Raw genomic sequence first — 22,651 nt, 5'->3', positions numbered from 1 at the left:
TCCTGAGGACGTGACGGGCAAACGCACTTGAAGCGCGCTTCGCGGGAGCGGATACCGCATTCACAGACCGAGAGCGTGCGAAGACGCGCTCGGATCCCTTCCGCCGGCAGCGCCGTCGGGACGGGTCCGGAGGGAGGGCGCCATGCAGATCGATATCGCGGCCGTCGAGACGACGGCGGGGGTTGCACTGACGGGTCCGCCCCTGCGCGCTGGGGGCTGGCTGCGCCGGTTGGACGACGGGCTGGGATACCTCGTGGAGATCCCGGCGGCGCTGCTCGTTCTCGCCGAGATCGGCGTGCTGCTCGGCGGCGTGGTCAGCCGCTACGTGTTCCGCGCGCCTTTGGTCTGGTCGGACGAACTCGCCTCGATCCTGTTCCTGTGGCTCGCCATGCTGGGCGCCGTGGTCGCCTTCCGCCGCGCCGAGCACATGCGCATGACCGCCTTCGTGGCCATGAGCGGCCCGCGCCTGCGCGCCTTCCTGGAGACCATCGCCCTGGTGGCCGGCCTGATCTTCGTCGCCCTGATGCTGGAGCCGGCCTTCGAATTCGCCAGCGAGGAGACCTTCGTCCAGACGCCCGCGCTGGAACTGAACAACGCGTGGCGCGCCGCCGCCCTGCCGATCGGGCTGGGCCTCATGCTGATCGTTGCGGTGATCCGCCTGCTGGAGACCGCCGACTGGCGCCTCACCGCGGGCGCGCTCGTGCTGGGCGCCGGGCTCGCGGCCGGCCTCGTGGCGCTCCAGCCCTGGCTGCGGGACCTCGGCAACCTCAACCTGCTCTTGTTCTTCGTCCTGGGCGTGGGGGGCCTGGTGTTCTCCGGCGTGCCGATCGCCTTCGCCTTCGGCCTCTCGACCTTCGCCTACATCGCGCTGACCACCGACGCCCCGTCGATGGTGGTGGTCGGCCGCATGGACGAGGGCATGAGCCACCGGCGGGATGCGGGGTGGTGCCGGCGGCGCGGAAGGCGGTGGCGCGACGCGCGGGCCCGGCGGCGCCGAGGGCGGTGCGCGCGGAGCCGAGCCGGGCGGACCTGCCGGTCGCGGCGCCGAGGGACCCGGCCGGCCCGGCGGAGCCGCCGAGCGCAACGGTCCCTCCGAGCGCGCTGGTCCGGGCGCCAACCCCGGCGCCGGCGACCGCGGCGATCGTGGTGATCGCGGCAACCGCGAGGAACGCGGAGACCGTGGCGGGCGCGAGCCCGGCGCTGCGGGACAGCGCGGCGGCCGGGACGGTGCCGGACCGAACCAGGGCGGCCGCGGCGCGGCCGGTGAGCGGGGTGGTCGTGGGGGCGTCCGCGAGGGCGGTTCCGCTCGCGGCGCGGTCGGCCGTCTCGACACGCGGCAGCGCACCGAGTTCCGCAGCTCGATCACCCGCCTGGGCGTTTCGCCCCTCCGGGACGTGGCGTTCGGGCTGGCGGTTGGGACGGCGATTCCGCGCTCGGTCACGCTGCACCGGCTGCCGCCCGCGATCGTCACCCTGGTGCCGGAATACGAGGGCTACGAGTTCATCCTGGTGCGCGACGATATCGTGATCATCGATCCCGATACGTATGAGATCGTGGACGTGATCCCGGCCTGACGCATACGATCCCCGGGGCCGGGCGGGCGATGCGCCCGTTCGGCTCCTGCTACCGTCCGCCATCCAACAATTTCGACACCACCCGCGCCGTATAGTCGACCATCGGCACGATCCGGGCGTAGTTCAGTCGCGTCGGGCCGATCACCCCGACCACGCCCACGATCTTCTGCGATCCGTCGCGGAACGGCGCCGCGATCAGCGACGACCCGGACAGCGAGAACAGCTTGTTTTCCGAACCGATGAAGATCCGCACGCCCTCGCCACCCTCGGCACGGGCCAGGAGGTCGATGACGTCCTTCTGGGTCTCGAGGTCGTTGAACAGCAGCCGGATGCGCTCGAGATCCTCGACCGCGCGCAGGTCATCGAGCAGGTTCGCCTGTCCGCGCACGATCAGCTGGCGCGCCTCTGACGGGCCGACCGGCGTGGCGAGCCCGGCATCCACGAGGCGCTCGGTGATCGCGTCGAGCTCGCGTTTCATGGCCTTGCGTCCGGCCTCGATCTCGGCGCGCAGCGATCCCAGCGTGCGGCCCTGCAGCCGGGCATTGAGGAAGTTGGTTGCCTCCTGAAGCGCGCCTGCCGGCAGGCCCGGGGGCAGGTCCACGAGGCGGTTCTCCACGGAGCCGTCGTCCGAGACCAGGATCACCAGGGCGCGGGCGGGATCGAGGCGGACGAACTCGATGTGCTTGAGGTTCACGTTCGCCTTGGTGGTCAGGACCACGCCGGCGCCGCGCGACACCCCCGACAGCATCGTCGATGCCTCGGCGAGCGCCGAGTCGAAGGTGTGGCCGGACGCGGCCGCCCGCATCTGCGCCTCGATCCGGGCCTGCTCGTCCTGGCTGACGTCGCCCAGTTCGAGCATGGCGTCCACGAAGAACCGCAGACCCAGCTCTGTCGGCAGGCGGCCGGCCGACGTGTGGGGCGCGAAGATCAGACCGGAATGCTCCAGATCCGCCATCACGTTGCGGATCGAGGCCGGTGACAGAGTCATCGGAAGGATTCGCGCCAGATTGCGCGATCCCACTGGCTCCCCCGTCGTCAGATAACTCTCGACGATCTGGCGAAAGATCTCCCGGGCACGCTCGTTGAGCGCGGCAAGCGCCTGCATGGACTGGCCGTTCGTCACTCTGAAGGTCGGATCTGTCACGCAATCATCCTGTGGTCCGATCATGTCCGGACGGCCGTCAAGGATCAATCCGCCGGGATCGATCAGCCGGGCGCTGCTTGCCCGCGGTAACGGCTCGGCCTATGAGCCCGGCCCTCGATCTCCTCGACAGAAAGGGCCCGCAATGCGGCCTTCCAAGCGTGCCGCCGACGAGTTGCGGTCCGTCAGCCTGGAGCGCGCGGTCTCGCGCTACGCCGAGGGCTCCTGCCTAGTCAGCTTCGGCAACACCCGGGTGCTCTGCACCGCCTCCCTGGAAGAGCGGGGTCCGCCGTGGCTGCGCGGTTCCGGCAAGGGATGGGTCACGGCCGAGTACGCCATGCTGCCGCGTGCGACGCACGAACGCACCCGCCGCGAGGTCGGTTCCGGCAAGCCCTCGGGGCGGACCCAGGAGATCCAGCGGCTGATCGGCCGCTCGCTCCGCGCGGTCACCAACCTGCCGGCGATCGGCGAGCGCCAGATCACCATAGATTGCGACGTGATCCAGGCCGACGGCGGCACCCGCACAGCCGCCATCACCGGCGCCTGGGTGGCGCTCCACGATTGCTTCACCTGGATGCGGGCCCGCTCCATCATCTCGGTCGATCCGCTGCGCGACCACGTCGCGGCCGTGTCGTGCGGGCTGTACAAGGGCACGCCGGTCCTCGACCTCGACTACGCCGAGGATTCCGCGGCCGAGACCGACGCCAATTTCGTGCTGACAGGCCGGGGCGGCATCGTCGAGGTGCAGGGCACCGCCGAGATGGAGCCGTTCTCGGAGGACCAGCTCCTCGAGTTGCTGCGGCTCGCCCGCGCCGGGACCGACCGGCTGGTCGCCCTCCAGAAGGAGGCGATCGCGTGAGCCCCGCGCCCCGCCATGGCCGGAGGCTGACCGGCAAGGTGGTGATCGCCACCCACAACGCCGGCAAGCTCACCGAGATGAGCGAGCTTCTGGCGCCGTTCGGCGTCGAGGCGGTGTCGGCCGGAGAGCTGGGGCTGCCGGAGCCGGACGAGACCGGCACGATGTTCGCCGAGAACGCGTTCATCAAGGCCAAGGCCGCCGCGGACGCGACCGGCCTCCCGGCCTTCGCCGACGATTCCGGCCTCTGCGTGGACGCGCTCGACTGCGCACCCGGCATCTTCTCGGCGCGCTGGGCCGGGCCGACCAAGGACTTCGCCGGTGCCATGGCGCGGATCTTCGCGGAGTTGGATCAGCGCGGGGCGCAGTCCCGCCGCGCCCATTTCGTGTCGGCGCTGGTGCTCGCCTGGCCCGACGGACACACCGAACTTTTCGAAGGTCGGGTGTTCGGCGACCTCGTGGCGGCGAAAGGCTCGGCCGGCTTCGGCTACGACCCGATCTTCCGTCCCGAGGGACACGATCGCACGTTTGGGGAGATGAGCGCCGACGAGAAGCACGGCGTCGACTGGCAGAAGGGCGAGGGGCTGTCGCACCGGGCGCGGGCCTTCGTGGAGCTGAGCCGGGCCTGCCTCGCTCCAGCCTCCTGATTGCCAAACCGGCCGCCTGCCCTCACATCCAGGTCCATCATGACCTTGACCGGCCCGGACCATCCCACCCGCGATGCGGGTTTCGGGATCTACCTGCACTGGCCCTTCTGCGCCGCGAAGTGCCCGTACTGCGACTTCAACAGTCATGTCCGGCACGGCGGCGTCGACGAGTCGCGGTTCCTCGACGCCTTCCGGGCCGAGATCGCCAACGCCGCGGGCCGGACGCCCGGCCGGGCCGTCACCAGCGTCTTCCTCGGTGGCGGCACGCCCTCGCTGATGCAGCCCGCGACCGTCGCGGGCCTCCTCGATGCGGTGGCCGCGCACTGGACCGTGGCGTCGGACGCCGAGATCACCCTGGAGGCCAACCCGTCGAGCGTCGAGGCCGGGCGCTTCCGCGGCTACCGGGCCGCGGGAATCAACCGCGTCTCCCTCGGCGTCCAGGCGCTGGACGATACGGCCCTGAAGGCACTCGGCCGCCTTCACGACGTGGCGCAGGCGCTCGACGCCATCCGCGTCGCGCAGGCCGTCTTCGACCGCACGTCGTTCGACCTGATCTACGCCCGCTCCGGACAGACCCCCGAGCTGTGGCGCGCCGAACTCCGCGAAGCGCTGGACCGGGCCGCCGAGCATCTCTCTCTCTATCAGCTCACGATCGAGCCCGGCACGCCGTTCCACGGCCTCGCCGCCGCCGGCAAGCTGGTGATCCCCGACGACGACACCGGGCGGGCCCTCTACGACGTGACGCAGGAACTGTGCGCAGGGGCGGGGCTGCCCGCCTACGAGATCTCCAACCACGCCCGGCCCGGCGCGGAATCGCGCCACAACCTGCTGTACTGGCGCTACGGCGAGTATGCCGGGATCGGTCCGGGCGCCCATGGGCGACTCGTCACGGCCCATGGGCGGGTCGGCACCATCACGGAGCGATCGCCGGAGGCGTGGCTCGCCCGGGTCGAGCGCGACGGCCACGGCATCGTCGAGACCGAGATGCTTTCGGCCGCCGATCAGGCCGATGAGTTTCTGGTCATGGGACTGCGCCTCGCCGAGGGCATCGATCCGGCACGGTACGCGGCCCTGAAGGGCAGGCCGCTGAACGGCAACCGCGTCGGCATGCTGGTGGGCGACGGTCTGCTGGAGCGGCGGCCGGGCGGCCGCATCGCCGCGACCGCGCGGGGCGCGCCGGTCCTCAACGCCCTGGTCGCCGAATTGGCAGCCTGATCAGATCGCCGGCTTGGCCAGCAGCCGCGGTGCCGGGCTCACGATCGTCGTGGCGTTGTTGCGGATCTCGTAGACCGCCAAGCTCCGCTCGCTCTGCCCGTCCGGTCGGAACCGGAAGGTGCCGTCCACTCCGGCGAAGCCCGCTCCGCTCGTCAGAGTGGGTTCGGCGAAGCGCTGCGATCCGTATTGCCGCGACAGTGCCGCGGTCAGCATCACGGCGTCGTAGGCGAGGGAGGCGACGCGCGGCGGAACGGTGCCGAACTTGGCTTGGTAGCGTCCGCTGAAATTGGAGAACCCGCTCCGGTCCGCGGCCGCGAAGCGGCCGCCCTGAAGGGCCGGCAGGGTGAACAGGGCCGGCTCGTTCCAGAGAGCCGTGCCGATCGGGCGGACGCGGGCCGGCGAGAAGCCGGCCTTGGTCAGGGCCGCCGCGACGCCCGGCAGGCCCTCGGGGGTCTCCGGGATGAACAGGGCGTCGGCCGTCGCGCCGGGACCGGTGATGACGCGCGCCAGCCGCTCCACGGCGGGGCCGGGCGCACCCGCGGGGTATCGCTCGATGGCCGCGACCCGGGCGCCCTGGCGCGCCACGACCTCGCGGAATTCCGCCTCGACGGCGTTGCCATAGGCGGTCTCGGGGATCAACGCCGCGAAGGAACGCTTGCCTCCCGCCACGGAGTCCTCCACCGCCCGGTCCACCTCCGGCTGGGGCAGGAAGCTCAGGAGGTAGACGCCCCGGGCCGCCACGGTGGCGTCCGTGGAGAATCCGATCACCGGCTTGCCCGCGGCGCGCGCCACTGCGGCCGCGGCCTGTACGCTCCCGGCGAACAGGGGACCGAGGACGATCTCGGCGCCCTGCCGGAGGGCGTCCTGCGTCGCGTCCCGTGCTCCGTCGGGATTGCCCCGGTCATCCTCCACGAGGATCGTCAGGTCCGGCTGTTGTCCTTCGTCGAAGGCGAGCTGGGCGGCGTTGCGCATGGCCGCGCCCACCGCGGCGCCTTGTCCGCTGAGCGGCAGCACCAGGGCGACCTTCACGGCGCCTGAGCCGATGCGTTGCCCGCCCACCGCGGCGAGTGTCGGCGGGGCGTCTGCGGCGGGCGCCTGCGGCACCGCCGCGGGCGGTGACAGCTCGGCCTGAGCCGAGGGCCGGCGCCGCCCGCCGTCGGTGGCGAGGCAACCGCCGAGGAGCGGCAGCGCGGCGCAGAGCGCGGCGATCAGGGCGGCGGCGCGCGGAAGACCCTCCCGCACCCCTATCGGACGCGCCATCGCGCGGACTCCCTCAAGCAGGCGGGGATAGCCTGACGATCGGCTTTGGAAATGTAAACGCGCCGCAGCGGACTTGCCCCCTGGTGGTGGCCGCTGCCGCGACGAGAGCCGGCGGGTGTGGCAACATGGTCAACGATGACCCGCCGATTCGACGCCCCGGGGACCGCTCCTCACATGAGAGTCCCGTCCCACAAGCCCGGAGCGGATCGGCCGCGGACCCCGACCTTCACGGCCTTCGGGCTGGCGAGCGAGGCCGAAACCCTGGCGCCCGGCCTTCACATCGTGGCGACGCCCATCGGCAACCTCCGCGACATAACGATCCGCGCCCTGGCGACGCTCGCGGCGGCGGACGCGGTCCTCGCCGAGGACACGCGGGTCACCCGGACGCTGCTCGCCCATTACGGCATCACAACCCCGCTCCTCGCCTACCATGAGCATTCCAACGAGGCGGTGCGCGAACGCATGGTCGCCCGCCTGCGCGCCGGCGAGGCCCTGGCCCTGGTGTCGGATGCGGGTACGCCGCTGGTCTCCGACCCCGGTTACAAGCTCGTCCAAGCCGCCATCGAAGCCGGGATCGGGATCACGCCCGTCCCGGGTCCTTCGGCGGTGATGACCGCCCTGGTTGCCGCCGGCCTGCCGACGGACCGCTTCTTTTTCGAGGGCTTCCTTCCTCAGAAGGCCGGCGCCCGGCGCAACCGGCTGGAGGCGCTCGTCCCGGTCCCCGGGACTCTGGTCCTGTTCGAATCGCCGCACCGCCTCCCCGAAATGCTGGCGGACGCCGCCGCGGTGCTGGGTCCCGACCGGCCCGCCGCGGTGACCCGCGAACTCACCAAGCTCTATGAGACCGTCCGGCGCGACACGTTGGGCTCCCTCAGCGCGCGCTTCGGCGAGGATGGGCCGCCGAAAGGCGAGATCGTCGTCATCATCGGCGCCGCCACGGCGCCCGAGCGCACGGCCGACAGCGATGCCGCCCTCGACGCGCTGCTGCGTGCGGCGCTCGAGCGGCACTCGATCAAGGATGCCGCGAGCCTCGTCGCCGACGATACCGGGCAGCCGCGTCGTCTCGTCTACGCGCGGGCGCTGGTTTTGGCGCGGGGCGAACCTTGAACGGCGCGCTCCCCGACCGGGCGCAGCGGCATCGCGCCGCTTATCGGCGCGGCCACCGGGCCGAGTGGCTGGCGCTGGCGGTCCTGATGCTCAAGGGCTACTGGCCGGTCGGCCGGCGCGTGAGCGTTGCGGGGGGCGAGATCGACCTGATCGTCCAGCGCTGGAACACCGTCGCGTTCGTCGAGGTGAAGGCCCGGTCCCGGCGCGAGGACGCCCGCGAGGCGATCGATGCGGCCAAGCGCCGCCGCTTTTCCCGCGCGGTCCGGGCCTGGATCGGCCGCAATACCTGGAGCGCCGGCATGACCTTCCGGGCGGATGCGGTGTTCGTCGGCGCGCGGGAATGGCCGGCCCACGTGGCCGACGCCTTCACGATCGAAGGCTTGTAGGCGCCGCCGTCAGTCCCGGACGGCGCGGATCGCGCCGATCAGCGTCCGCTTCAGGTCCGCTTGGCTGAACGGCTTCTGCACTACGGGCCTGTCCCGGAAGGGCTCGCGGATACCCGCCCCGCCGTAACCCGTGGAGAACACCAGCGGCAGATCGCGCTTCGCGATGGCCTCGGCCACCGGGTAGATCGGCTCGCCCGCGACGTTCACGTCCAGGATCGCAACCTCGAAGGTCTCCTGCGACGCCATCTCGAGGGCCGACGACAGGCGCGCGGCCGGGCCGACGACCGAACAACCGAAATCGAGGAGCATGTCCTCGAGCAGCATCGAGATGGCAGCCTCGTCCTCGACGACGAGCACGCGGACGCCGTTGAGGACGTCATCGTTGGGGTCAGCAGTCACGCCGGGCCGTCTTCCCTTCGAACGCCCCCGCCACCGGGGATCTTGCCGTGCAGTAGGTCTCATCTCGCGAACCACGCGAGCAACGGTCCGTAATACGGCGCAGCTTCGGCGGGCAGGCCACGAGATGGCCTTTGGCGTCGCCCGTAATGCGCAACGTGTCAAGCGTTCCCGGGTCGTTCCGGCGCCAATAGCGCCTAGTATGTTAACCGGTGATACATTTTTGACCAGGGGCGACGCCGGATCGGTGCGGCGACCTAGTCGTCCTTGAAGCTGACCTTGGCGCCCCGGGTCACGTGGGCCGCGAGATCGCGCGCATTCCAGTTGGTCAGTCGGATGCAGCCGTGCGACTCGGTCTTTCCGACCTTCTCGGGCTCCGGCGTGCCGTGGATCCCGTAGCTCGGGATGGCAAGATCGATCCAGACAAGACCGACAGGGTTGTTGGGGCCGGCCTGGATGGTGAACTTGTGCTTCGCCTTCACACCTTTGAACGCATATTTCGGATTGTAGGTGTAGTCCGGATCGAACGCCACGCCCTTCACCTTGGTGTCGCCGCTCGGGGCCGGCTTCTCCGTGCTGCCGATCGAGGCGGGGTAGTAGGCGACCAGCTTTCCATCCTCACCGAAGGCGCGTACGTCGCGGCTGCTCTTGTCGACTTCTATACGGTCGACCTTCGGATCCTTCGGCAGATCCTTTCCCTTGGGTTTGTCGAGGGTCATCGGATCGACGGCCGCAACCGCGATGGCGGTCCCGGCCTTGTCGAGCGGCTTGCCCGGATTGAGTGCGCTGACGAGGTCCCGGCTCATGTGGAAGCGTTCGGCCAGCATCTCCCGCGGATTGGTGTAGCCGAGATCCTTCAGGTCGGCCTGCTCCTCCATCTTCGGCGGAATCTTGTCGACGTAGGGGCCCGACGCGTCCGCCTCGGTCAGCGTGTAATCCGTAACCGCCGGCTTGTCGCTCGTGCCCTGAAGCTTGTCCCAGACCTCCGGCGTCAGGTCCTGGGTGGCGGGCAGGCCCTGTGCCACCGCGAAGGCCGAGAGGGCATGCTGGTAATTCTCGCCCTTCCGCCCGTCGATGGCGCCCGGGTAGAAATGGGCTCGGTCGAGGAGAACCTGCGCCTTGACGATCAGCGGATCGGGCTTGTCGTCGGCCGCCCGCGACTTGCGCCTCTGCGCGGCGGACTTCTTCGCCTCGGGCTTTGACTCCCCCGCCGCGCCGCCCTGCGGCGACAGGGTCGCCGCGTTCACCGCATCCGCCGTCAGCGCGGGCGTCGTGTCCCCTTTGCCGGTCTCCTTCCTGGCGGATTCCCTCGGTCTGGCCTCCGCACCCTGCACGATGAGGCAACTCGCCAGGAGGGCCGCCCAGACCGGCCGCCGAGGGGTCGGGAACATCGACGTCGCAATCTCCGGGAACAGACGCGTTCCGGTGCCACAAGCGCCGAGCCGGCGGGAACGTTCCATGAGCCCTATTCGCAGAGGCGGTGGCCCGCGTTGCGCTCGCGCTCATCGAGATGGAAGTGGTTAGAATGGGCCGCGTTCGTCCCCGGCCCCAGGACCGTTCGGAAGAATTCGCAGGCCTTGCCGCGCACGGCCACCAGGAACCGCGCCTCCTCGGATCCCTCAGGCATCGCCTTGACCGGAATGCTCGGGCGCCCTGCGAAACTGAAGCCCATCACGTCGGCGGCATTGGCGAAGGCGTGCTCGCTGAGCTTTGCATCGAAATCGTGGTTCTGCCCCCGGCACACGTAGGATCCACCGAGTTCGAGCGTGGCGAGTGGGTGCTTGAGGGTCCGCTCGGCCTCGACCTGGACTTCCGTGACCCAGCGCGCCAGCGCCTCGGCCGACCGGCAGGTCAGCGTCGCGCCCTGCGGAAGCGTCACGCCGTCGGCGAACTTGGTGACCTTCAGCGGAAGCGGCGCCGTGCACTGGCCCTCGGCGATCGGCGGCAGCGGCTCGAACTCCACTCCGAGGCGCTTGAGACGCGTCCGACAGGCGGTGTCGTCCGGAGGCGAGACCTTCAGGGCGAGCGCCGCCTCGCCGGAGAGTTCCGGCGGCCGGCCGGGCGGCGTGGGCGGCGGCGACGGCATCTCGGGCTTGCCGGCCTCCGTGCCCGCCTCGACCGCGGGTTTGCCGCTTTCTTTGGGCGAGACCGTCGTGGGTGGTGTCAGTTCCGCCGGTCGGGCCGGCGGCGCCGGAAGGGCAGTCTCCGGGGCAGCCGGCGGCTTCAGTGCGTCCGGCCGCTCGGGCGGCTTCGGTGGGGGGACCGGCACGGTGGCAGCCGGGGCCTCGGCGGTCCGGCCCGACGCGGCCGGAAAGATGGCCAGACCGAGGACGAGGAGACTGCGCGCGAGCGGTGGCGCGGTGCGACGGATCGGCGGCAGACGTCCTGGCATGAGGCCTCGAAGCTTAGGCGTTGGCCGATGGTAACGGGCGAGACGTCGTTCGGATCGCCTGCGCGGTTGACGGATGCGGCGATCAGGTCACTGTCTTCCGCAGGACGCCCGTCGACCCCATGTCGCCGGACCGCACGGCGACGGCAATGGTCGCCGTAGGGATGACTTCGAGGACCGTATGCTGGACTCCGCTGATGCCGGGCTGCCGAGCCTGCCGCAGGACAATCCCTTCCAGGAGGCGCACTGGACGACGCCGTTCGGCCTGCCGCCCTTCGAACGGATCCATCCGAACCATTACCGGCCGGCCTTCGAGGCGGCGCTGGCGGCCCACGATGCCGAGATCCGGGCCATCGCGGCCGACACGGCTCCGGCGACCTTCGCCAATACGGTGGCGGCGATGGAGCGGGCCGGCCTCGCCCTCGATCGGGTCGCCGGCGTCTTCTACAATTTGACCGGCAGCCATACGAATCCGGATCTGCAGGCGATCGAGCGGGAGATCGGTCCGAAGCTCGCCCGGCACGGCAGCGCCATCTACCTCAACCCGCAGCTCTGGGCCCGCATCTCGGCCGTCGGTGCCGAGAGGCTCGACCCGGAGGAGCGCCGCGTCCTCGACCGCTACCGCATCCGCTTCCGGCGCTCGGGCGCGGAGCTCGGTCCAGACGACAAGGCGCGCATCGCCGAGATCGCCGCGCGCATGTCGGAGCTCGGGACGCGGTTCAGCCAGAATCTGCTGGCCGACGAGAGCAGCTTCACGCTGGCCCTGGAATCGGAGGACGACCTCGCCGGCCTGCCGCCGTTCCTGCGCGCTGCAGCCGCCAGCGCGGCGAAGGAGCGCGGGCACGACGGCCACGTCATCACCCTGTCGCGCTCCCTCATTGAGCCATTCCTGGTCTTCTCCACCCGCCGTGATCTGCGCGAGCGCGCTTACGCCGCCTGGACTCGGCGCGGGGAGAACGGCGGCGAGACCGATAACCGGGCGGTGAGCGCCGAGATCGTCAGTCTCCGGGCCGAGCGGGCGCGGCTCCTCGGCTTCGAGAGCTTCGCGCATTTCGCCCTCGACGACACGATGGCGGCAAGTCCGGAGGCCGCCACGGGCCTGCTGCGCGACGTCTGGACGCCGGCCCGGGCCCGGGCCGCCGAGGAGCGCGACCGCCTCCAGGCGGCGGTCCAGGATGAGGGCCACAACTTCACCCTCCAGGCCCACGATTGGCGCCATTACGCCGAGAAGGTGCGCCGCGCCGAGCACGATCTCGATGAGAGCGAGATCAAGGCCTACCTGCCCCTCGACCGCATGATCCAGGCGGCCTTCGACACGGCCGCGCGGTTGTTCGGGCTGACCTTCGAGGAGCTGTCCGACGTTCCCCGCTACCACCCCGACGTGCGGGTCTGGCGAGTGGGCAATCCGGACGGCTCCGAGGTCGGGCTGTTCCTCGGCGATTATTTTGCCCGCGCCTCGAAGCGGTCGGGTGCCTGGATGAGCGCGTTCCGCTCCCAGGAGCGCCTGAACGGGCCGATCACCCCGATCATCGTCAACGTGATGAATTTCGCCAAGGCACCCGCCGGCGAGAGCACGCTGCTGTCGTTCGACGATGCCCGGACCCTGTTCCACGAGTTCGGCCACGCCCTGCACGGCCTCCTTTCCGATGTGACCTACCCGATCCTGTCCGGCACGGCCGTCTCGCGCGACTTCGTCGAACTCCCGTCGCAGCTCTACGAGCACTGGCTTGAGCAGCCGGAGGTGCTCCGGACGCACGCGCGCCACCACCAGACCGGGGAGCCGATGCCCGACGCGCTCCTGCGGAAGCTGCTGGCGGCGCGCACCTTCAACCAGGGTTTCGCCACGGTGGAGTACACCGCCTCGGCCATCGTCGACATGACGCTGCACCTCTCAGCCGAGGGCGAGGCCGGCCTCGACGTGCCCGCCTTCGAAGCGGAGGCCCTGCGGCGGATCAGCATGCCGGCCGAGATCACCATGCGGCATCGCACGCCGCACTTCGCCCACATCTTCTCGGGCGACGGCTACGCGGCCGGCTACTACAGCTATCTCTGGTCAGAGGTGCTCGACGCGGACGCTTTCGATGCCTTCCGCGAGGCAGGCGATATCTTCGACCCGGAGACGGCCAAGCGCCTGCGCACCTTCGTGTACGGCGCCGGGAATCTGCGCGACGCCCGCGAGGCCTACACGGCTTTCCGCGGCCGGATGCCCAGTATCGCGCCGCTCCTCAAGAAGCGGGGGCTGGCGGCCTGATCCGCGCGCCCGCGGTAAGGGTTTCGTAAACAAACGTCCTTAACGAACGCTTGCAGCGACATCCTGCGAGCGGAGTTCGGGGCGATGACGAAGAGCGAAGCCAAGCAGGCGGTATCCCCGGTCGACCTGCTTAAGGCTGCGGTGGGCGGAACGACGGATCCGAAGCCCGAGACGAAGGTCGAGGTCAAGGAAGTCTCGGCCCCCAAGCGCTTCGCGCTGCCGCCGCTGCCGCCGATCGACCTGCACCGCCTCGCCGTACCGGGCGCGGCGCTGGCCGTGGGTGCCCTCCTGGGCGGCGGCGTCATAGCGATGACTCGGTCGGCGCCGTCCAACGATGCCGTGATGGCACTCAGCACCACGCTCGATGCGGGCCGGACCGAGACGGCCCGGCTCGGCAGCGACATCGCGCAGCTTCATCAAGTGCTCGCCGATCTGAGGGCATCCACCGACACGGCGCGCAAGGAGGCCGGGAGCCGTAGCAGCACCCTCGGCGACCGCCTCGCGCAGCTCGACAAGACCTTGAATGCCAAGACGGCGGCCCTGAGCGAGCGCTTCGAGCAGGTGGAGCGCGAGCAGAACGCGCGGATTGCCGCCCTCGCGACTCAGCTCGAGCGGCGCGCCACGGCCGCCGTGATGCCCGCTGCACGCACGGAGCCAACCCAGACCGGCAGCCTCGCCGAGGCACCGCGGAGCGTTGAGACGAAGAGTGTCGAAGCCAAAGTTCCGGAGCCAAGAAGCTCGGAGCCCAGAAGCTCGGAGCCCAGGGCCCCCGAGACGAAGCTGGCCGATGCCAAGGCGATAGACCTGAAGCCGAAGGCCGCCACGCCGGAGAAGCCGCCGGTCATCGACGGATGGGCCCTGCGAGACATCTTCGAGGGCGCGGCGATCCTTGAGAACCGGCGTCACCGGCTTGTGGAGGTGGGCCCAGGCGACATCGTGCCGGGCGTTGGCCGGGTCGAGGCCGTCGAGCGCCGGGGTCGGGACTGGGTGGTGGTGACGCGCCAGGGCCTCGTCACGCCGCAGGCTTGGTGACCGCCCTCAGCGACTCGTGCAGGCTGTCGGAACGAGCACGTCGTTGGTGAGGGGGAAGCGCGGCTCGATCGTCATCGGGTCCGCCAGGGCGGCCGCGCGTTCCGCGCGGCGCCGCCCGTGTCGCAAAGCCCGGGTCTGAGCGGCACGCGTCGGGTGAAGTATCGACGCGAGGAGCGCCTGGCCCTCGAACTCGCTATCCAGGTTTTTCGATTCGAAGACGGGCATGGCCGGCCTGCTTGCTTGCGGTCGAAACTGCCGCCCGAAGCAGCGTTTCGTACCACACCCGGAACAACGGGCATCGCGTGGACAGGTTCCGCCAAGCTTTCGCTGCGCAACCTCTTTTTTACGATTGTCCAGACGACGCCCGAATGCGGTGCGCCGGCGCACACCGCCGGGATCCTCAGACGAACTGGTTGAGGCCGGGGATCGAGCCGATGATCGGGCCCATCGCGTCCTCGCCGACCTTCTCGCGGCCGAAGGCGAAAAGCTCCTGACCCAGGGGCTGCATCTCGCCCATGGGCACGCCGGCCGACATGAGCTTCTGGCCGAGCGCCATCACGCCGCCGCCACCCATCATGCCGCCGAGCATGCCCATCAGGCCGCCCCCACCGGCGTCACCGGCATTCGCTTCGGCGATCAGCGTCTCGGAGCCCGGCAGAGCCGCCAGCAACTGACCGACCTCCGTCGCAGGCCCTTCCTTCTGCAGGAAGGCGAGGATGTGCCCGATGGCGGTCTGTGCGGTCGCGGCGTCGAGCCCGGTGCGGGCGGTGACGCGGGCGAGCAATTCTTCCATGGTGATGATCTCTTCGGAATGCTTCCAGACGTCCTTCGACTCTGAGGCGCCGGAAATCAAGCCGGTGGCCCGCTCGCTGGAAAAGTCCGGGCGCCCCGTCCATAACGGTACCCAGATGCGCCGGGGGGCAACGACGATGGGCGACGGTACGATCCTGGTCGGCAAGAGCGTCCAGGCCTCGGGGCCGGGCAAGCCGGAGGTGCTGGCCCTGCGGCTCGCCAACCGGCACGGGCTCGTCGCCGGCGCGACGGGCACCGGCAAGACCGTGACCCTCCAGGTGCTGGCCGAGGGTTTCTCCAATGCCGGGGTGCCGGTCTTCGCGGCCGACATCAAGGGCGACCTGTCGGGCATCGCCGCTGCCGGGGAAGCCAAGCCTGCCTTCGTGAAGCGCGCCGAGGAACTCGGCCTCACCTACGAGCCCGACCGTTTCCCCACGGTGTTCTGGGACCTGTTCGGCGAGCAGGGCCATCCGATCCGCTGCACCGTCACCGAGATGGGTCCGCTGCTGCTCGGCCGCTTGCTGGAGCTCAACGACACGCAGGAGGGCGTGCTCAACATCGCGTTCCGGGTCGCGGACGAGAACCAGTGGCCGGTGATCGACCTGAAGGACCTGCGCGCCCTGCTGGCCTTCTGCTCCGAGAACCTGAAGGACATCTCGGGCCGGTACGGCAACGTCTCGTCGGCGTCGGTCGGCGCGATCCAGCGGCAACTGCTGGTCCTCGAGAACCAGGGCGCCGACAAATTTTTCGGCGAGCCCGCGCTCGACCTCACGGACTTCATGCGCACGGACCGGGACGGGCGCGGTTTCGTCAACATCCTCGCGGCCGACAAGCTGATGCAGCGGCCGAAGCTCTACGCCTCGTTCCTGCTCTGGATGCTCTCCGAGCTGTTCGAGCAGTTGCCGGAAGTCGGCGATCTCGACAAACCGAAGCTCGTATTCTTCTTCGACGAGGCGCATCTGCTCTTCAACGACGCGCCGAAATCGCTGCTCGACGCGGTCGAGCAGGTCGTGCGCCTGATCCGCTCGAAGGGGGGCGGCGTCTACTTCGTGACGCAGAATCCCCTCGACGTGCCCGAGACCGTGCTGGGCCAGCTCGGAAACCGCGTCCAGCACGCGTTGCGGGCCTTCACGCCACGGGACCAGCGGGCCGTCCGGGCGGCAGCCGAGACCTTCCGGCAGAACCCGGCCTTCGACGTGGCGACGGTCATCACCGAACTCGGCGTCGGCGAGGCGCTGATGAGTTTCCTGGAGCCGAAGGGCACACCGTCCCTGGTGGAGCGGGCGCTGGTCGCGCCGCCGCAGGGGCGCGTCGGGCCCCTGACCCAGCAGGAGCGGGCGGCGCTGATCGCGCAGAGCCCGCTGCGGGGCAAGTACGACGCCAGCGTCGACAACGAGAGCGCCTACGAGATGCTCGCCAAGCGCAAGAACCTCGACGCGGCGCCCGAGGAGGGCGCCTCCGAGGGCGGGCTCGGGGGGATGCTGGGCGGCGTCTTCGGCAGCGTCTTCGGGACACCTGCCAAGGGCAAGGCCGGCCGCCGGCCGCCGCAGAGCCTCGCCGAGCAGGTGATCGGCAACGCCGCGCGGTCGATGGCCCGCAGCGTCGGGCGGGAGGTGGGCAACGCCATCCTGCGCAACGTGCTCGGCGGGCTGACCAAGCGCTGAGCCGGCAGGTTCGGCCGACAGTCCGGGATCGTGACTTCCGGGCGGCGGGTTCCACTTGTCGGCAGGAAGCCGAACGCGGAGCCCGACCATGCGCATCACCAACGTGGCCGACGTCGTCGCCGAGACCCTGCAGGAGGCCGGCGTTTCCCGCGTCTACGGCGTCGTCGGCGACAGCTTGAACGGCATAACCGAGGCGCTGCGGGCCCGCGGACGCATCGACTGGATCCACACCCGCCACGAGGAATCCGCGGCCTTCGCGGCGGCAGGGGAGGCGCAGGTCACCGGTCGCCTCGCCGTCTGCGCGGGATCGTGCGGGCCGGGCAACCTGCACCTGATCAACGGCCTCTACGACGCCCATCGCAGCCGGAGCCCGGTCCTGGCGATCGCGGCCCATATCCCCTCGGCGGAGATCGGCTCCGGCTATTTCCAGGAGACGAATCCCACCGCGCTGTTCCGCGACTGCAGCCATTACTGCGAGATGGTTTCCGATCCGGCGCAGATGCCGTTCGTCCTCGAGAACGCGATCCGCGCCGCGGTGGGGGAGGGGGGCGTCGCGGTCATCGTCATTCCGGGCGACGTCGCCCTGCGCGACGCGCCCAAGCGGCCCCTGGCGCCCCGCGCGGGCCTCGTCCCTGCCAAGCCGGTGGTGCGCCCGGCGGACGCGGAGCTCGACGCCCTCGCCGCCATGCTCAACGCCGGCAAGCGGGTGACGCTGCTCTGCGGGCGCGGCTGCGCGGGCGCCCATAGCGAGCTTCTCCAGCTCGCCGACGCGCTGAAGAGCCCGATCGTCCACGCGCTGGGCGGCAAGGAGTTCGTCGAGTTCGACAACCCCTACGACGTCGGCATGACGGGTCTGATCGGCTTCTCGTCGGGCTACGCGGCCATGATGGCCTGCGACACGCTCCTGATGCTCGGCACCGGCTTCCCCTACAAGCAGTTCTACCCGCAGGATGCCAAGGTGGCGCAGGTCGATCTGCGCCCGTCCGAACTCGGGCGCCGCTGCCGGATCGAGCTCGGTCTCGTGGGCGATGTCGGCGCGACGCTCCGGACGCTGCTGCCGCGGCTCAAGGCCAAGACCGACCGGTCGTTCCTCGACGCCAGCCTCAAGCATTACGCCAAGGCGCGCGCGGACCTCGACGAACTCGCCACCGGCAAGCCCAGCGGTCCCCTGCACCCGCAATACCTCGCCCGCACGATCAGCGAGGCGGCGGCGGACGACGCCGTCTTCACCGCCGATGTCGGCACGCCGACCATCTGGGCGGCGCGCTACCTCGCCATGAACGGGCGGCGCAGGCTCCTCGGCTCCTGGGTGCACGGCTCCATGGCCAACGCCCTGTCGCAGGGCATCGGCGCGCAGGCCTGCCAGCGGGACCGGCAGGTGATCGCCCTCTGCGGCGACGGTGGCTTCGCCATGCTGATGGGCGACTTCCTCACCCTGCGGCAGCACCGCCTGCCGCTGAAGGTCGTCGTGTTCAACAACGGCACCCTCGGCTTCGTCGAATTGGAGATGAAGGCCGCGGGCTACCTCGAGACCGGGGTCGCCCTCGACAACCCGGACTTTGCCGCGATGTCGCGGGCGGCCGGCATCTTCGCCATCCGGGTCGAGGATCCGGCGGAGTTGCCGAACGCGATGCGCGAATTCCTGGCTTTCGACGGTCCGTCACTCCTCGACGTGCGCACCGCGCGGAACGAGCTTTCGATGCCGCCGAAGATCGACGGGCAGCAGGTGAAGGGCTTCAGCCTCTATGTCCTGCGCGCCGTCATGGACGGACGCGGTGACGCGGTCCTCGACCTCGCCAAGACCAACCTCATCCGGTAGACCCTCTGGATCAGTCTCGAACCGTTCCAGACCAGTGGAATGGCGATCCAGGGAGGTGCCGGACCATGCGGGTCGGCCTGTTCGTGCCGTGCTACGTCGACGCCTTCGAACCGGAGGTCGGGATTGCCACGCTGGAGCTGCTGGAGCGGCTCGGTTGCACGGTCGAATACCCGTTCGACCAGACCTGTTGCGGACAGCCCATGACCAACACCGGCTGCCATGCCGAGGCGGCCGCCACCGAAGCGCTGTTCGTGAAGAACTTCTCCGGCTTCGACTACGTCGTGGCGCCCTCCGGATCCTGTGTCCATCAGGTCCGCGAGCACCTGACCGCGATCCCGCAGACCGACGAAGTCCGCCACGTTCGTGCCAGCACCTACGAGCTGGTGGAGTTCCTGCACGACGTCCTCGAGGTGGAGTCGCTCCCCTGGGCGCGCTTTCCCCACAAGGTCGCCTACCACACCAACTGCAACGCCCTGCGCGGCATCCATCACGCGCGGCCGTCCGAACTGGTGAAGCCCTATTATTCGAAGCCCCTGGACCTTCTGCGCCTCGTCGACGGTGTCGAACTGGTCGACCTCGCCCGGCCCGACGAATGCTGCGGCTTCGGCGGCACCTTCTCGGTGTTCGAGCCCGCGGTCTCGGCCAAGATGGGCTACGACAAGGTCGCCGATCAGAACCGGGCCGGCGCCCAGTACGTCGTGTCGGCGGATTCCTCGTGCCTGATGCACCAGAAGGGCTGCGCCGAGCGCCTGGGTCTGCCGCTCAAGTACATTCACATCGCGCAGGTGCTGAACGGAGCCGCCGCATGAGCGCCGAGGATCTCAACCCGCGCGAGCGCGAGGGCGTCATCCATCCTGAGGTGCGCGCCCGCCACGACGAGAGCGAGCGCTCCCAGGACGGAGCCCGGCTCCAGCACGCCGAGGCCGCCTCGAAGCCGATCCGCGCCCCGAAGGTCCGCGAGCCGCAGCCCCGCGGCGCCAAGATCCGCGGCGATCGCCCGATCAACCAGGCCGAGGCCGCCGAGCGCTTCCTCGCCGCGCCCCTGCACCAGGCCGCCCACGACGAGCGCCTGTGGGATCTGCGCAAGAAGCGCGACGCCTCCGCGCACGGCATCCCCGAGTGGGAGGAGCTGCGCGAGCTCGCCTCGCAGATCAAGACCCACACGCTCAGCCACCTCGACCGCTACCTCGAGCAGTTCGAGGCGGCCGCGAAGGCCAACGGCGTCCACGTCCACTGGGCGAAGGACGGCGCCGATCACAACCGGATCGTCCTGGAGATCCTGCGCAGCCACGGCGCCCGGACGCTGGTCAAGTCGAAGTCGATGCTCACCGAGGAGTGCGGCTTCCGCCACCACATGGCGGCCAACGGGATCGAGGTGATCGAGACGGATCTCGGCGAGCGGATCCAGCAGCTCGACAACGAGGAGCCCAGCCACGTCGTGGCTCCGGCGGTCCACAAGACCCGGATGGACGTGGCAGAGGTCTTCGCCAAGACGCTCGGCACCGACCCCGACAACGATGACGCCCACTATCTCGCCGAGAGTCAGCGGGAGACGACCCGGCCCTACATCCTGAAGGCCGATGCCGGCATGACCGGGTGCAACTTCGCCATCGCGGAGACCGGCTCGGTGGTCACCTGCACGAACGAGGGCAATGCCGACCTGTCCGGCAACGTGCCGCCGCTGCAGATCCACTCGATCGGCATCGAGAAGATCATCCCGAAGGTCGAGCACCTCGGTGTCTTCATCCGCCTGCTGTCGCGCTCGGCGCTCGGCTCGCCCATCACCCAGTACACCTCGCATTTCCGCGCGCCGCGGGCGGGCACCGAGATGCACATGGTGCTGGTCGATAACGGCCGCTCCGAGAGGCTCGGCATGGAGGAATTCTGGACTTCCTTGAAATGCATCCGCTGCGGCGCCTGCATGAACACCTGCCCGGTCTACCGCCGCTCGGGCGGTCTGTCGTACGGGGCGACGTATTCGGGGCCGATCGGCCTGATCATCGATCCGACCTTCAACAAGCGGAAGTACTCGACGCTGCCGTTCTCCTCGACGATGAACGGGTCCTGCACCAACGTCTGCCCGGTGAAGATCAACATCCACGAGCAGATCTTCGCGTGGCGCAAGGTCTTGGTCGAGGAGCACCAGATCCCGGCGCTCAAGCAAGGCATGATGAAGGCTGCAGGCGCGGTGCTGTCGCGCCCGGCGGCCTACCGGGCGGCGATCGGCGCGGCGGATTCCGCCCTCAAGGTGCTGCCGCGCTTCGCCGTCTACAACCCGCTCAACACCTGGGGGAAGAAGCGCGAGATGCCCGACGCCCCGCGCCAGACCTTCCACGCGTGGTACAAGCAGAACCGCATGAAGGACACGGGTCGATGAGCGCCCGCGACGCCATCCTGGCCGACATCCGCAGGAACCGGCCGGCGGGCGATTTCCCGCTGCCCGAGGTTCCGATCTTCGCGCCGCTGATCGGTGACGATCGCTTGACGGAGTTCGGTGAGCGGCTGAAGCGCATGGGCGGCCGGATGGCCGAGCCCGGCGCCGACGACGTCTTCGCGGCCGTGCGCGAGCGGCTCGACGCCGCCAAGGTCGTCGCCTCGGCGGTGCCGGAACTCGCCGGAAACCGCGACCTGCGCGGCATTCGTGCCCCGCAGGAGGTCGAGGACGTCGACATCGCGGTGGTCCGCGCGGTCTTCGGAATCGCCGAAACCGGCTCGGTCCTGTTCACCCAGGACCAGCTCATCGTGAACGCGGTGGCCTACCTCGCCCAGCACCTCGTCGTGCTGCTCGATCCCGCCGACATCCTGCCGAACGTCCAGGCGGCCTATCGCCGACCCGAATTCGGCAATTCGGCCTACGCGGTGCTGCACACCGGCCCCTCCGCGACCGCCGACATCGAGGGCGTGCTGATCCACGGCGCGCAGGGCGTGCGGTCGCTGACGGTTCTGTTGCTGCCGAGAGGCGCCTGAGAACACGTCTGATCCGGTGTCCCACCCCACGCCCTCATCCTGGGGTGCCGGAGCGCAGCGCAGGCCTCGAAGGAGCTTTCCAGCCCGCCATGCGATCCCTGGAGGCTCCTTCGAGGCCCGCAGACGTGGGCACCTCAGGATGAGAGCGCGGCCTGGATTTCGAATCGCGCGCGGATCGGCTCCGAAAGAGGATCCGCGCGCCGGAACTTCGCTTCAGGCGCGTCCCTTGCTTGGACGATGGAGAGGCCGTCGTCCGGCAAGGAGATCCGATGCGCTACACGCTTGGTTGCAGCCTGTCCTACAACATCCTCTCGGACACCACCTTCATCTTCAACCTGGAGGTGGCCAAGCTGAAGAGCGTCGAGATCCTGAGCGAGAGCTTGGTCCTGACGCCGAATCTGAAGCGCGATCTCTACGTCACGCCCGACCTGCAGAACCGCTATCTCGGCGTCAACGTGCCGACCGGCCAGTTCGCGCTGGAGTACAATGCCGAGGTCGACCTCACGGTGCACCGGGCTGATCCGGCGACCATCAACGAGACGCCGATCGGGCAATTGCCTCTCGATATCCTGCCGTTCCTGCTGCCGAGTCGCTTCGTCTCCTCCGACCGGCTGACCCCGTTCGCGCAGGCCGAGTTCGGCGCCCTGCCGAAGGGGCATGCCCGGGTCAACCAGATCTGCAACTGGATCCACGACCACATCACCTATCAGCCCGGCACCAGCGACGGTGAGACCACCGCGGACGAATCGCTGCTGAAGCGGGCCGGCGTCTGCCGGGACTTCGCGCATATCGGCACGGCCTTCTGCCGGGCACTGGGCATCCCGGCGCGCTTCGTGAGCTGCTACGCCCACGGCCTCGTCCCCAGCGACTTCCACGCGGTGTTCGAGGCCTATCTCGACGGCCGCTGGTGGCTGTTCGACGCCACCCGCCAGGCCGATCTCGACGGTCTGGTCCGCATCGGCGTCGGGCGGGATGCCGCCGAGATCGCCTTCTCCACGCCCTTCGGCAACATGCAGCCGGTCAACCAGCAGGTCCGCATCCAGCGCACGGACGGGCAGGGCAGCCCGATGCCCCGGACGGTGGATGCGATTTCGACCGAGATCCCGGCGCCCCATGCCGGCGCGGCCTGAGCGGACATCGGCCCCGGATCGCCCT

At 69.8% G+C, this 22,651-nt stretch carries 21 protein-coding genes and 1 pseudogene; 15 read left to right on the top strand and 7 right to left on the bottom strand.

Annotated features, from left to right (window positions below; translation table 11 throughout):
• Window positions 1-142: 142 nt before the first annotated feature.
• Both MMSR116_RS00330 and MMSR116_RS31620 read left to right on the top strand, forming a co-directional pair.
• Window positions 143-928, top strand: a pseudogene (locus MMSR116_RS00330) (TRAP transporter small permease); the annotation flags it as partial.
• A 466-nt stretch (window positions 929-1,394) separates the two neighbouring features.
• Window positions 1,395-1,574 carry a DUF1236 domain-containing protein gene (locus tag MMSR116_RS31620; RefSeq protein ID WP_244625582.1) on the top strand — a complete coding sequence of 60 codons (180 nt, stop codon included), beginning with the start codon at window positions 1,395-1,397 and terminating at the stop codon, window positions 1,572-1,574.
• 49 nt (window positions 1,575-1,623) lie between these two features.
• On the opposite strand, the gene hrcA is transcribed toward MMSR116_RS31620, so the two are convergent.
• A complete protein-coding gene (hrcA, locus tag MMSR116_RS00320; RefSeq protein WP_158169374.1) occupies window positions 1,624-2,679 on the bottom strand; it encodes a heat-inducible transcriptional repressor HrcA in 1,056 nt (351 codons plus the stop codon).
• A 181-nt stretch (window positions 2,680-2,860) separates the two neighbouring features.
• On the opposite strand from hrcA, the gene rph reads away from it, so the two are divergent.
• Genes rph through hemW form a run of 3 tightly spaced genes read left to right on the top strand, consistent with a single transcriptional unit; the run spans window position 2,861 to window position 5,433 of the window.
• Window positions 2,861-3,574 (top strand): ribonuclease PH, encoded by a 714-nt coding sequence (gene rph / locus MMSR116_RS00315; protein ID WP_158168473.1) that lies wholly within the window; start codon window positions 2,861-2,863, stop codon window positions 3,572-3,574.
• Entirely contained in the window at window positions 3,571-4,218 is a 648-nt protein-coding gene (gene rdgB, locus MMSR116_RS00310; RefSeq protein WP_158168471.1) for an RdgB/HAM1 family non-canonical purine NTP pyrophosphatase, read from the top strand. Before rph ends, rdgB begins: the two co-directional genes overlap by 4 nt.
• 39 nt (window positions 4,219-4,257) lie before the next feature.
• Complete coding sequence (gene hemW, locus MMSR116_RS00305) at window positions 4,258-5,433, top strand: radical SAM family heme chaperone HemW (protein WP_158168469.1); 1,176 nt, start codon at window positions 4,258-4,260, stop codon at window positions 5,431-5,433.
• On the opposite strand, the gene MMSR116_RS00300 is transcribed toward hemW, so the two are convergent.
• A complete protein-coding gene (locus MMSR116_RS00300) occupies window positions 5,434-6,693 on the bottom strand; it encodes a penicillin-binding protein activator (RefSeq protein ID WP_244625581.1) in 1,260 nt (419 codons plus the stop codon).
• Window positions 6,694-6,867: 174 nt separating this feature from the next.
• On the opposite strand from MMSR116_RS00300, the gene rsmI reads away from it, so the two are divergent.
• Both rsmI and MMSR116_RS00290 read left to right on the top strand, forming a co-directional pair.
• A complete protein-coding gene (gene rsmI / locus MMSR116_RS00295; RefSeq protein WP_244625580.1) occupies window positions 6,868-7,800 on the top strand; it encodes a 16S rRNA (cytidine(1402)-2'-O)-methyltransferase in 933 nt (310 codons plus the stop codon).
• Window positions 7,797-8,186, top strand: a complete 390-nt coding sequence (locus tag MMSR116_RS00290; protein ID WP_158168465.1) for a YraN family protein — start codon at window positions 7,797-7,799, stop codon at window positions 8,184-8,186. Before rsmI ends, MMSR116_RS00290 begins: the two co-directional genes overlap by 4 nt.
• Before the next feature lie 9 nt (window positions 8,187-8,195).
• Here MMSR116_RS00290 and MMSR116_RS00285 read toward each other — a convergent pair whose 3' ends face one another.
• The 3 genes from MMSR116_RS00285 to MMSR116_RS00275 form a co-directional block, all read right to left on the bottom strand.
• On the bottom strand, window positions 8,196-8,585 hold the full coding sequence (locus tag MMSR116_RS00285) for a response regulator (RefSeq protein WP_158168463.1): 390 nt from the start codon (window positions 8,583-8,585) through the stop codon (window positions 8,196-8,198).
• Window positions 8,586-8,839: 254 nt separating this feature from the next.
• Window positions 8,840-9,973: a L,D-transpeptidase family protein gene (locus MMSR116_RS00280; protein WP_202882059.1), complete on the bottom strand. Its 1,134-nt coding sequence runs from the start codon at window positions 9,971-9,973 to the stop codon at window positions 8,840-8,842.
• 74 nt (window positions 9,974-10,047) lie between these two features.
• On the bottom strand, window positions 10,048-10,974 hold the full coding sequence (locus MMSR116_RS00275; protein WP_158168461.1) for an extensin family protein: 927 nt from the start codon (window positions 10,972-10,974) through the stop codon (window positions 10,048-10,050).
• 178 nt (window positions 10,975-11,152) lie between these two features.
• Between MMSR116_RS00275 and MMSR116_RS00270 the strand changes: the two genes are divergently transcribed.
• Window positions 11,153-13,222 (top strand): M3 family metallopeptidase, encoded by a 2,070-nt coding sequence (locus MMSR116_RS00270; protein ID WP_158168459.1) that lies wholly within the window; start codon window positions 11,153-11,155, stop codon window positions 13,220-13,222.
• An 84-nt stretch (window positions 13,223-13,306) separates the two neighbouring features.
• Window positions 13,307-14,254: a hypothetical protein gene (locus MMSR116_RS00265; RefSeq protein WP_158168458.1), complete on the top strand. Its 948-nt coding sequence runs from the start codon at window positions 13,307-13,309 to the stop codon at window positions 14,252-14,254.
• 6 nt (window positions 14,255-14,260) lie between these two features.
• Here MMSR116_RS00265 and MMSR116_RS00260 read toward each other — a convergent pair whose 3' ends face one another.
• Window positions 14,261-14,479 (bottom strand): hypothetical protein, encoded by a 219-nt coding sequence (locus tag MMSR116_RS00260; RefSeq protein ID WP_158168456.1) that lies wholly within the window; start codon window positions 14,477-14,479, stop codon window positions 14,261-14,263.
• Window positions 14,480-14,654: 175 nt separating this feature from the next.
• A complete protein-coding gene (locus MMSR116_RS00255; RefSeq protein ID WP_158168454.1) occupies window positions 14,655-15,047 on the bottom strand; it encodes a DUF2267 domain-containing protein in 393 nt (130 codons plus the stop codon).
• A 115-nt stretch (window positions 15,048-15,162) separates the two neighbouring features.
• Between MMSR116_RS00255 and MMSR116_RS00250 the strand changes: the two genes are divergently transcribed.
• From MMSR116_RS00250 to MMSR116_RS00225, 6 genes are all read left to right on the top strand, one after another.
• Window positions 15,163-16,710, top strand: a complete 1,548-nt coding sequence (locus MMSR116_RS00250) for a helicase HerA-like domain-containing protein (RefSeq protein WP_191991903.1) — start codon at window positions 15,163-15,165, stop codon at window positions 16,708-16,710.
• A gap of 88 nt (window positions 16,711-16,798) precedes the next feature.
• A complete protein-coding gene (poxB, locus tag MMSR116_RS00245; RefSeq protein WP_158168452.1) occupies window positions 16,799-18,529 on the top strand; it encodes a ubiquinone-dependent pyruvate dehydrogenase in 1,731 nt (576 codons plus the stop codon).
• A gap of 65 nt (window positions 18,530-18,594) precedes the next feature.
• Window positions 18,595-19,338, top strand: a complete 744-nt coding sequence (locus MMSR116_RS00240) for a (Fe-S)-binding protein (protein WP_158168450.1) — start codon at window positions 18,595-18,597, stop codon at window positions 19,336-19,338.
• On the top strand, window positions 19,335-20,906 hold the full coding sequence (locus tag MMSR116_RS00235) for a lactate utilization protein B (RefSeq protein WP_158168448.1): 1,572 nt from the start codon (window positions 19,335-19,337) through the stop codon (window positions 20,904-20,906). Before MMSR116_RS00240 ends, MMSR116_RS00235 begins: the two co-directional genes overlap by 4 nt.
• Window positions 20,903-21,496: a LutC/YkgG family protein gene (locus MMSR116_RS00230; protein ID WP_158168446.1), complete on the top strand. Its 594-nt coding sequence runs from the start codon at window positions 20,903-20,905 to the stop codon at window positions 21,494-21,496. Before MMSR116_RS00235 ends, MMSR116_RS00230 begins: the two co-directional genes overlap by 4 nt.
• A 269-nt stretch (window positions 21,497-21,765) precedes the next feature.
• Window positions 21,766-22,626, top strand: a complete 861-nt coding sequence (locus tag MMSR116_RS00225; protein WP_158168444.1) for a transglutaminase-like domain-containing protein — start codon at window positions 21,766-21,768, stop codon at window positions 22,624-22,626.
• The last annotated feature ends 25 nt before the right edge of the window (window positions 22,627-22,651 follow it).

This window comes from Methylobacterium mesophilicum SR1.6/6 (assembly GCF_000364445.2).
In the GTDB taxonomy this organism is placed as follows: domain Bacteria; phylum Pseudomonadota; class Alphaproteobacteria; order Rhizobiales; family Beijerinckiaceae; genus Methylobacterium; species Methylobacterium mesophilicum_A.
Note: the sequence above shows the minus strand (reverse complement) of the source record. Positions and strands in the feature narration are given on the sequence as shown.

Excerpts from the sequence above, each read along its gene's own strand:
- MMSR116_RS00230 (WP_158168446.1), top strand. The coding sequence starts at position 20,903 with ATGAGCGCCCGCGACGCCATCCTGGCCGACATCCGCAGGAACCGGCCG.
- MMSR116_RS00280 (WP_202882059.1), bottom strand. The coding sequence starts at position 9,973 with ATGTTCCCGACCCCTCGGCGGCCGGTCTGGGCGGCCCTCCTGGCGAGT.
- MMSR116_RS00250 (WP_191991903.1), top strand. The coding sequence starts at position 15,163 with ATGCGCCGGGGGGCAACGACGATGGGCGACGGTACGATCCTGGTCGGC.
- MMSR116_RS00235 (WP_158168448.1), top strand. The coding sequence starts at position 19,335 with ATGAGCGCCGAGGATCTCAACCCGCGCGAGCGCGAGGGCGTCATCCAT.
- rsmI (WP_244625580.1), top strand. The coding sequence starts at position 6,868 with ATGAGAGTCCCGTCCCACAAGCCCGGAGCGGATCGGCCGCGGACCCCG.
- MMSR116_RS00300 (WP_244625581.1), bottom strand. The coding sequence starts at position 6,693 with ATGGCGCGTCCGATAGGGGTGCGGGAGGGTCTTCCGCGCGCCGCCGCC.
- MMSR116_RS00265 (WP_158168458.1), top strand. The coding sequence starts at position 13,307 with ATGACGAAGAGCGAAGCCAAGCAGGCGGTATCCCCGGTCGACCTGCTT.
- MMSR116_RS00255 (WP_158168454.1), bottom strand. The coding sequence starts at position 15,047 with ATGGAAGAATTGCTCGCCCGCGTCACCGCCCGCACCGGGCTCGACGCC.
- MMSR116_RS00275 (WP_158168461.1), bottom strand. The coding sequence starts at position 10,974 with ATGCCAGGACGTCTGCCGCCGATCCGTCGCACCGCGCCACCGCTCGCG.
- rph (WP_158168473.1), top strand. The coding sequence starts at position 2,861 with ATGCGGCCTTCCAAGCGTGCCGCCGACGAGTTGCGGTCCGTCAGCCTG.
- MMSR116_RS00225 (WP_158168444.1), top strand. The coding sequence starts at position 21,766 with ATGCGCTACACGCTTGGTTGCAGCCTGTCCTACAACATCCTCTCGGAC.
- hemW (WP_158168469.1), top strand. The coding sequence starts at position 4,258 with ATGACCTTGACCGGCCCGGACCATCCCACCCGCGATGCGGGTTTCGGG.
- MMSR116_RS00270 (WP_158168459.1), top strand. The coding sequence starts at position 11,153 with ATGCTGGACTCCGCTGATGCCGGGCTGCCGAGCCTGCCGCAGGACAAT.
- poxB (WP_158168452.1), top strand. The coding sequence starts at position 16,799 with ATGCGCATCACCAACGTGGCCGACGTCGTCGCCGAGACCCTGCAGGAG.
- hrcA (WP_158169374.1), bottom strand. The coding sequence starts at position 2,679 with ATGCAGGCGCTTGCCGCGCTCAACGAGCGTGCCCGGGAGATCTTTCGC.
- MMSR116_RS00240 (WP_158168450.1), top strand. The coding sequence starts at position 18,595 with ATGCGGGTCGGCCTGTTCGTGCCGTGCTACGTCGACGCCTTCGAACCG.
- MMSR116_RS00260 (WP_158168456.1), bottom strand. The coding sequence starts at position 14,479 with ATGCCCGTCTTCGAATCGAAAAACCTGGATAGCGAGTTCGAGGGCCAG.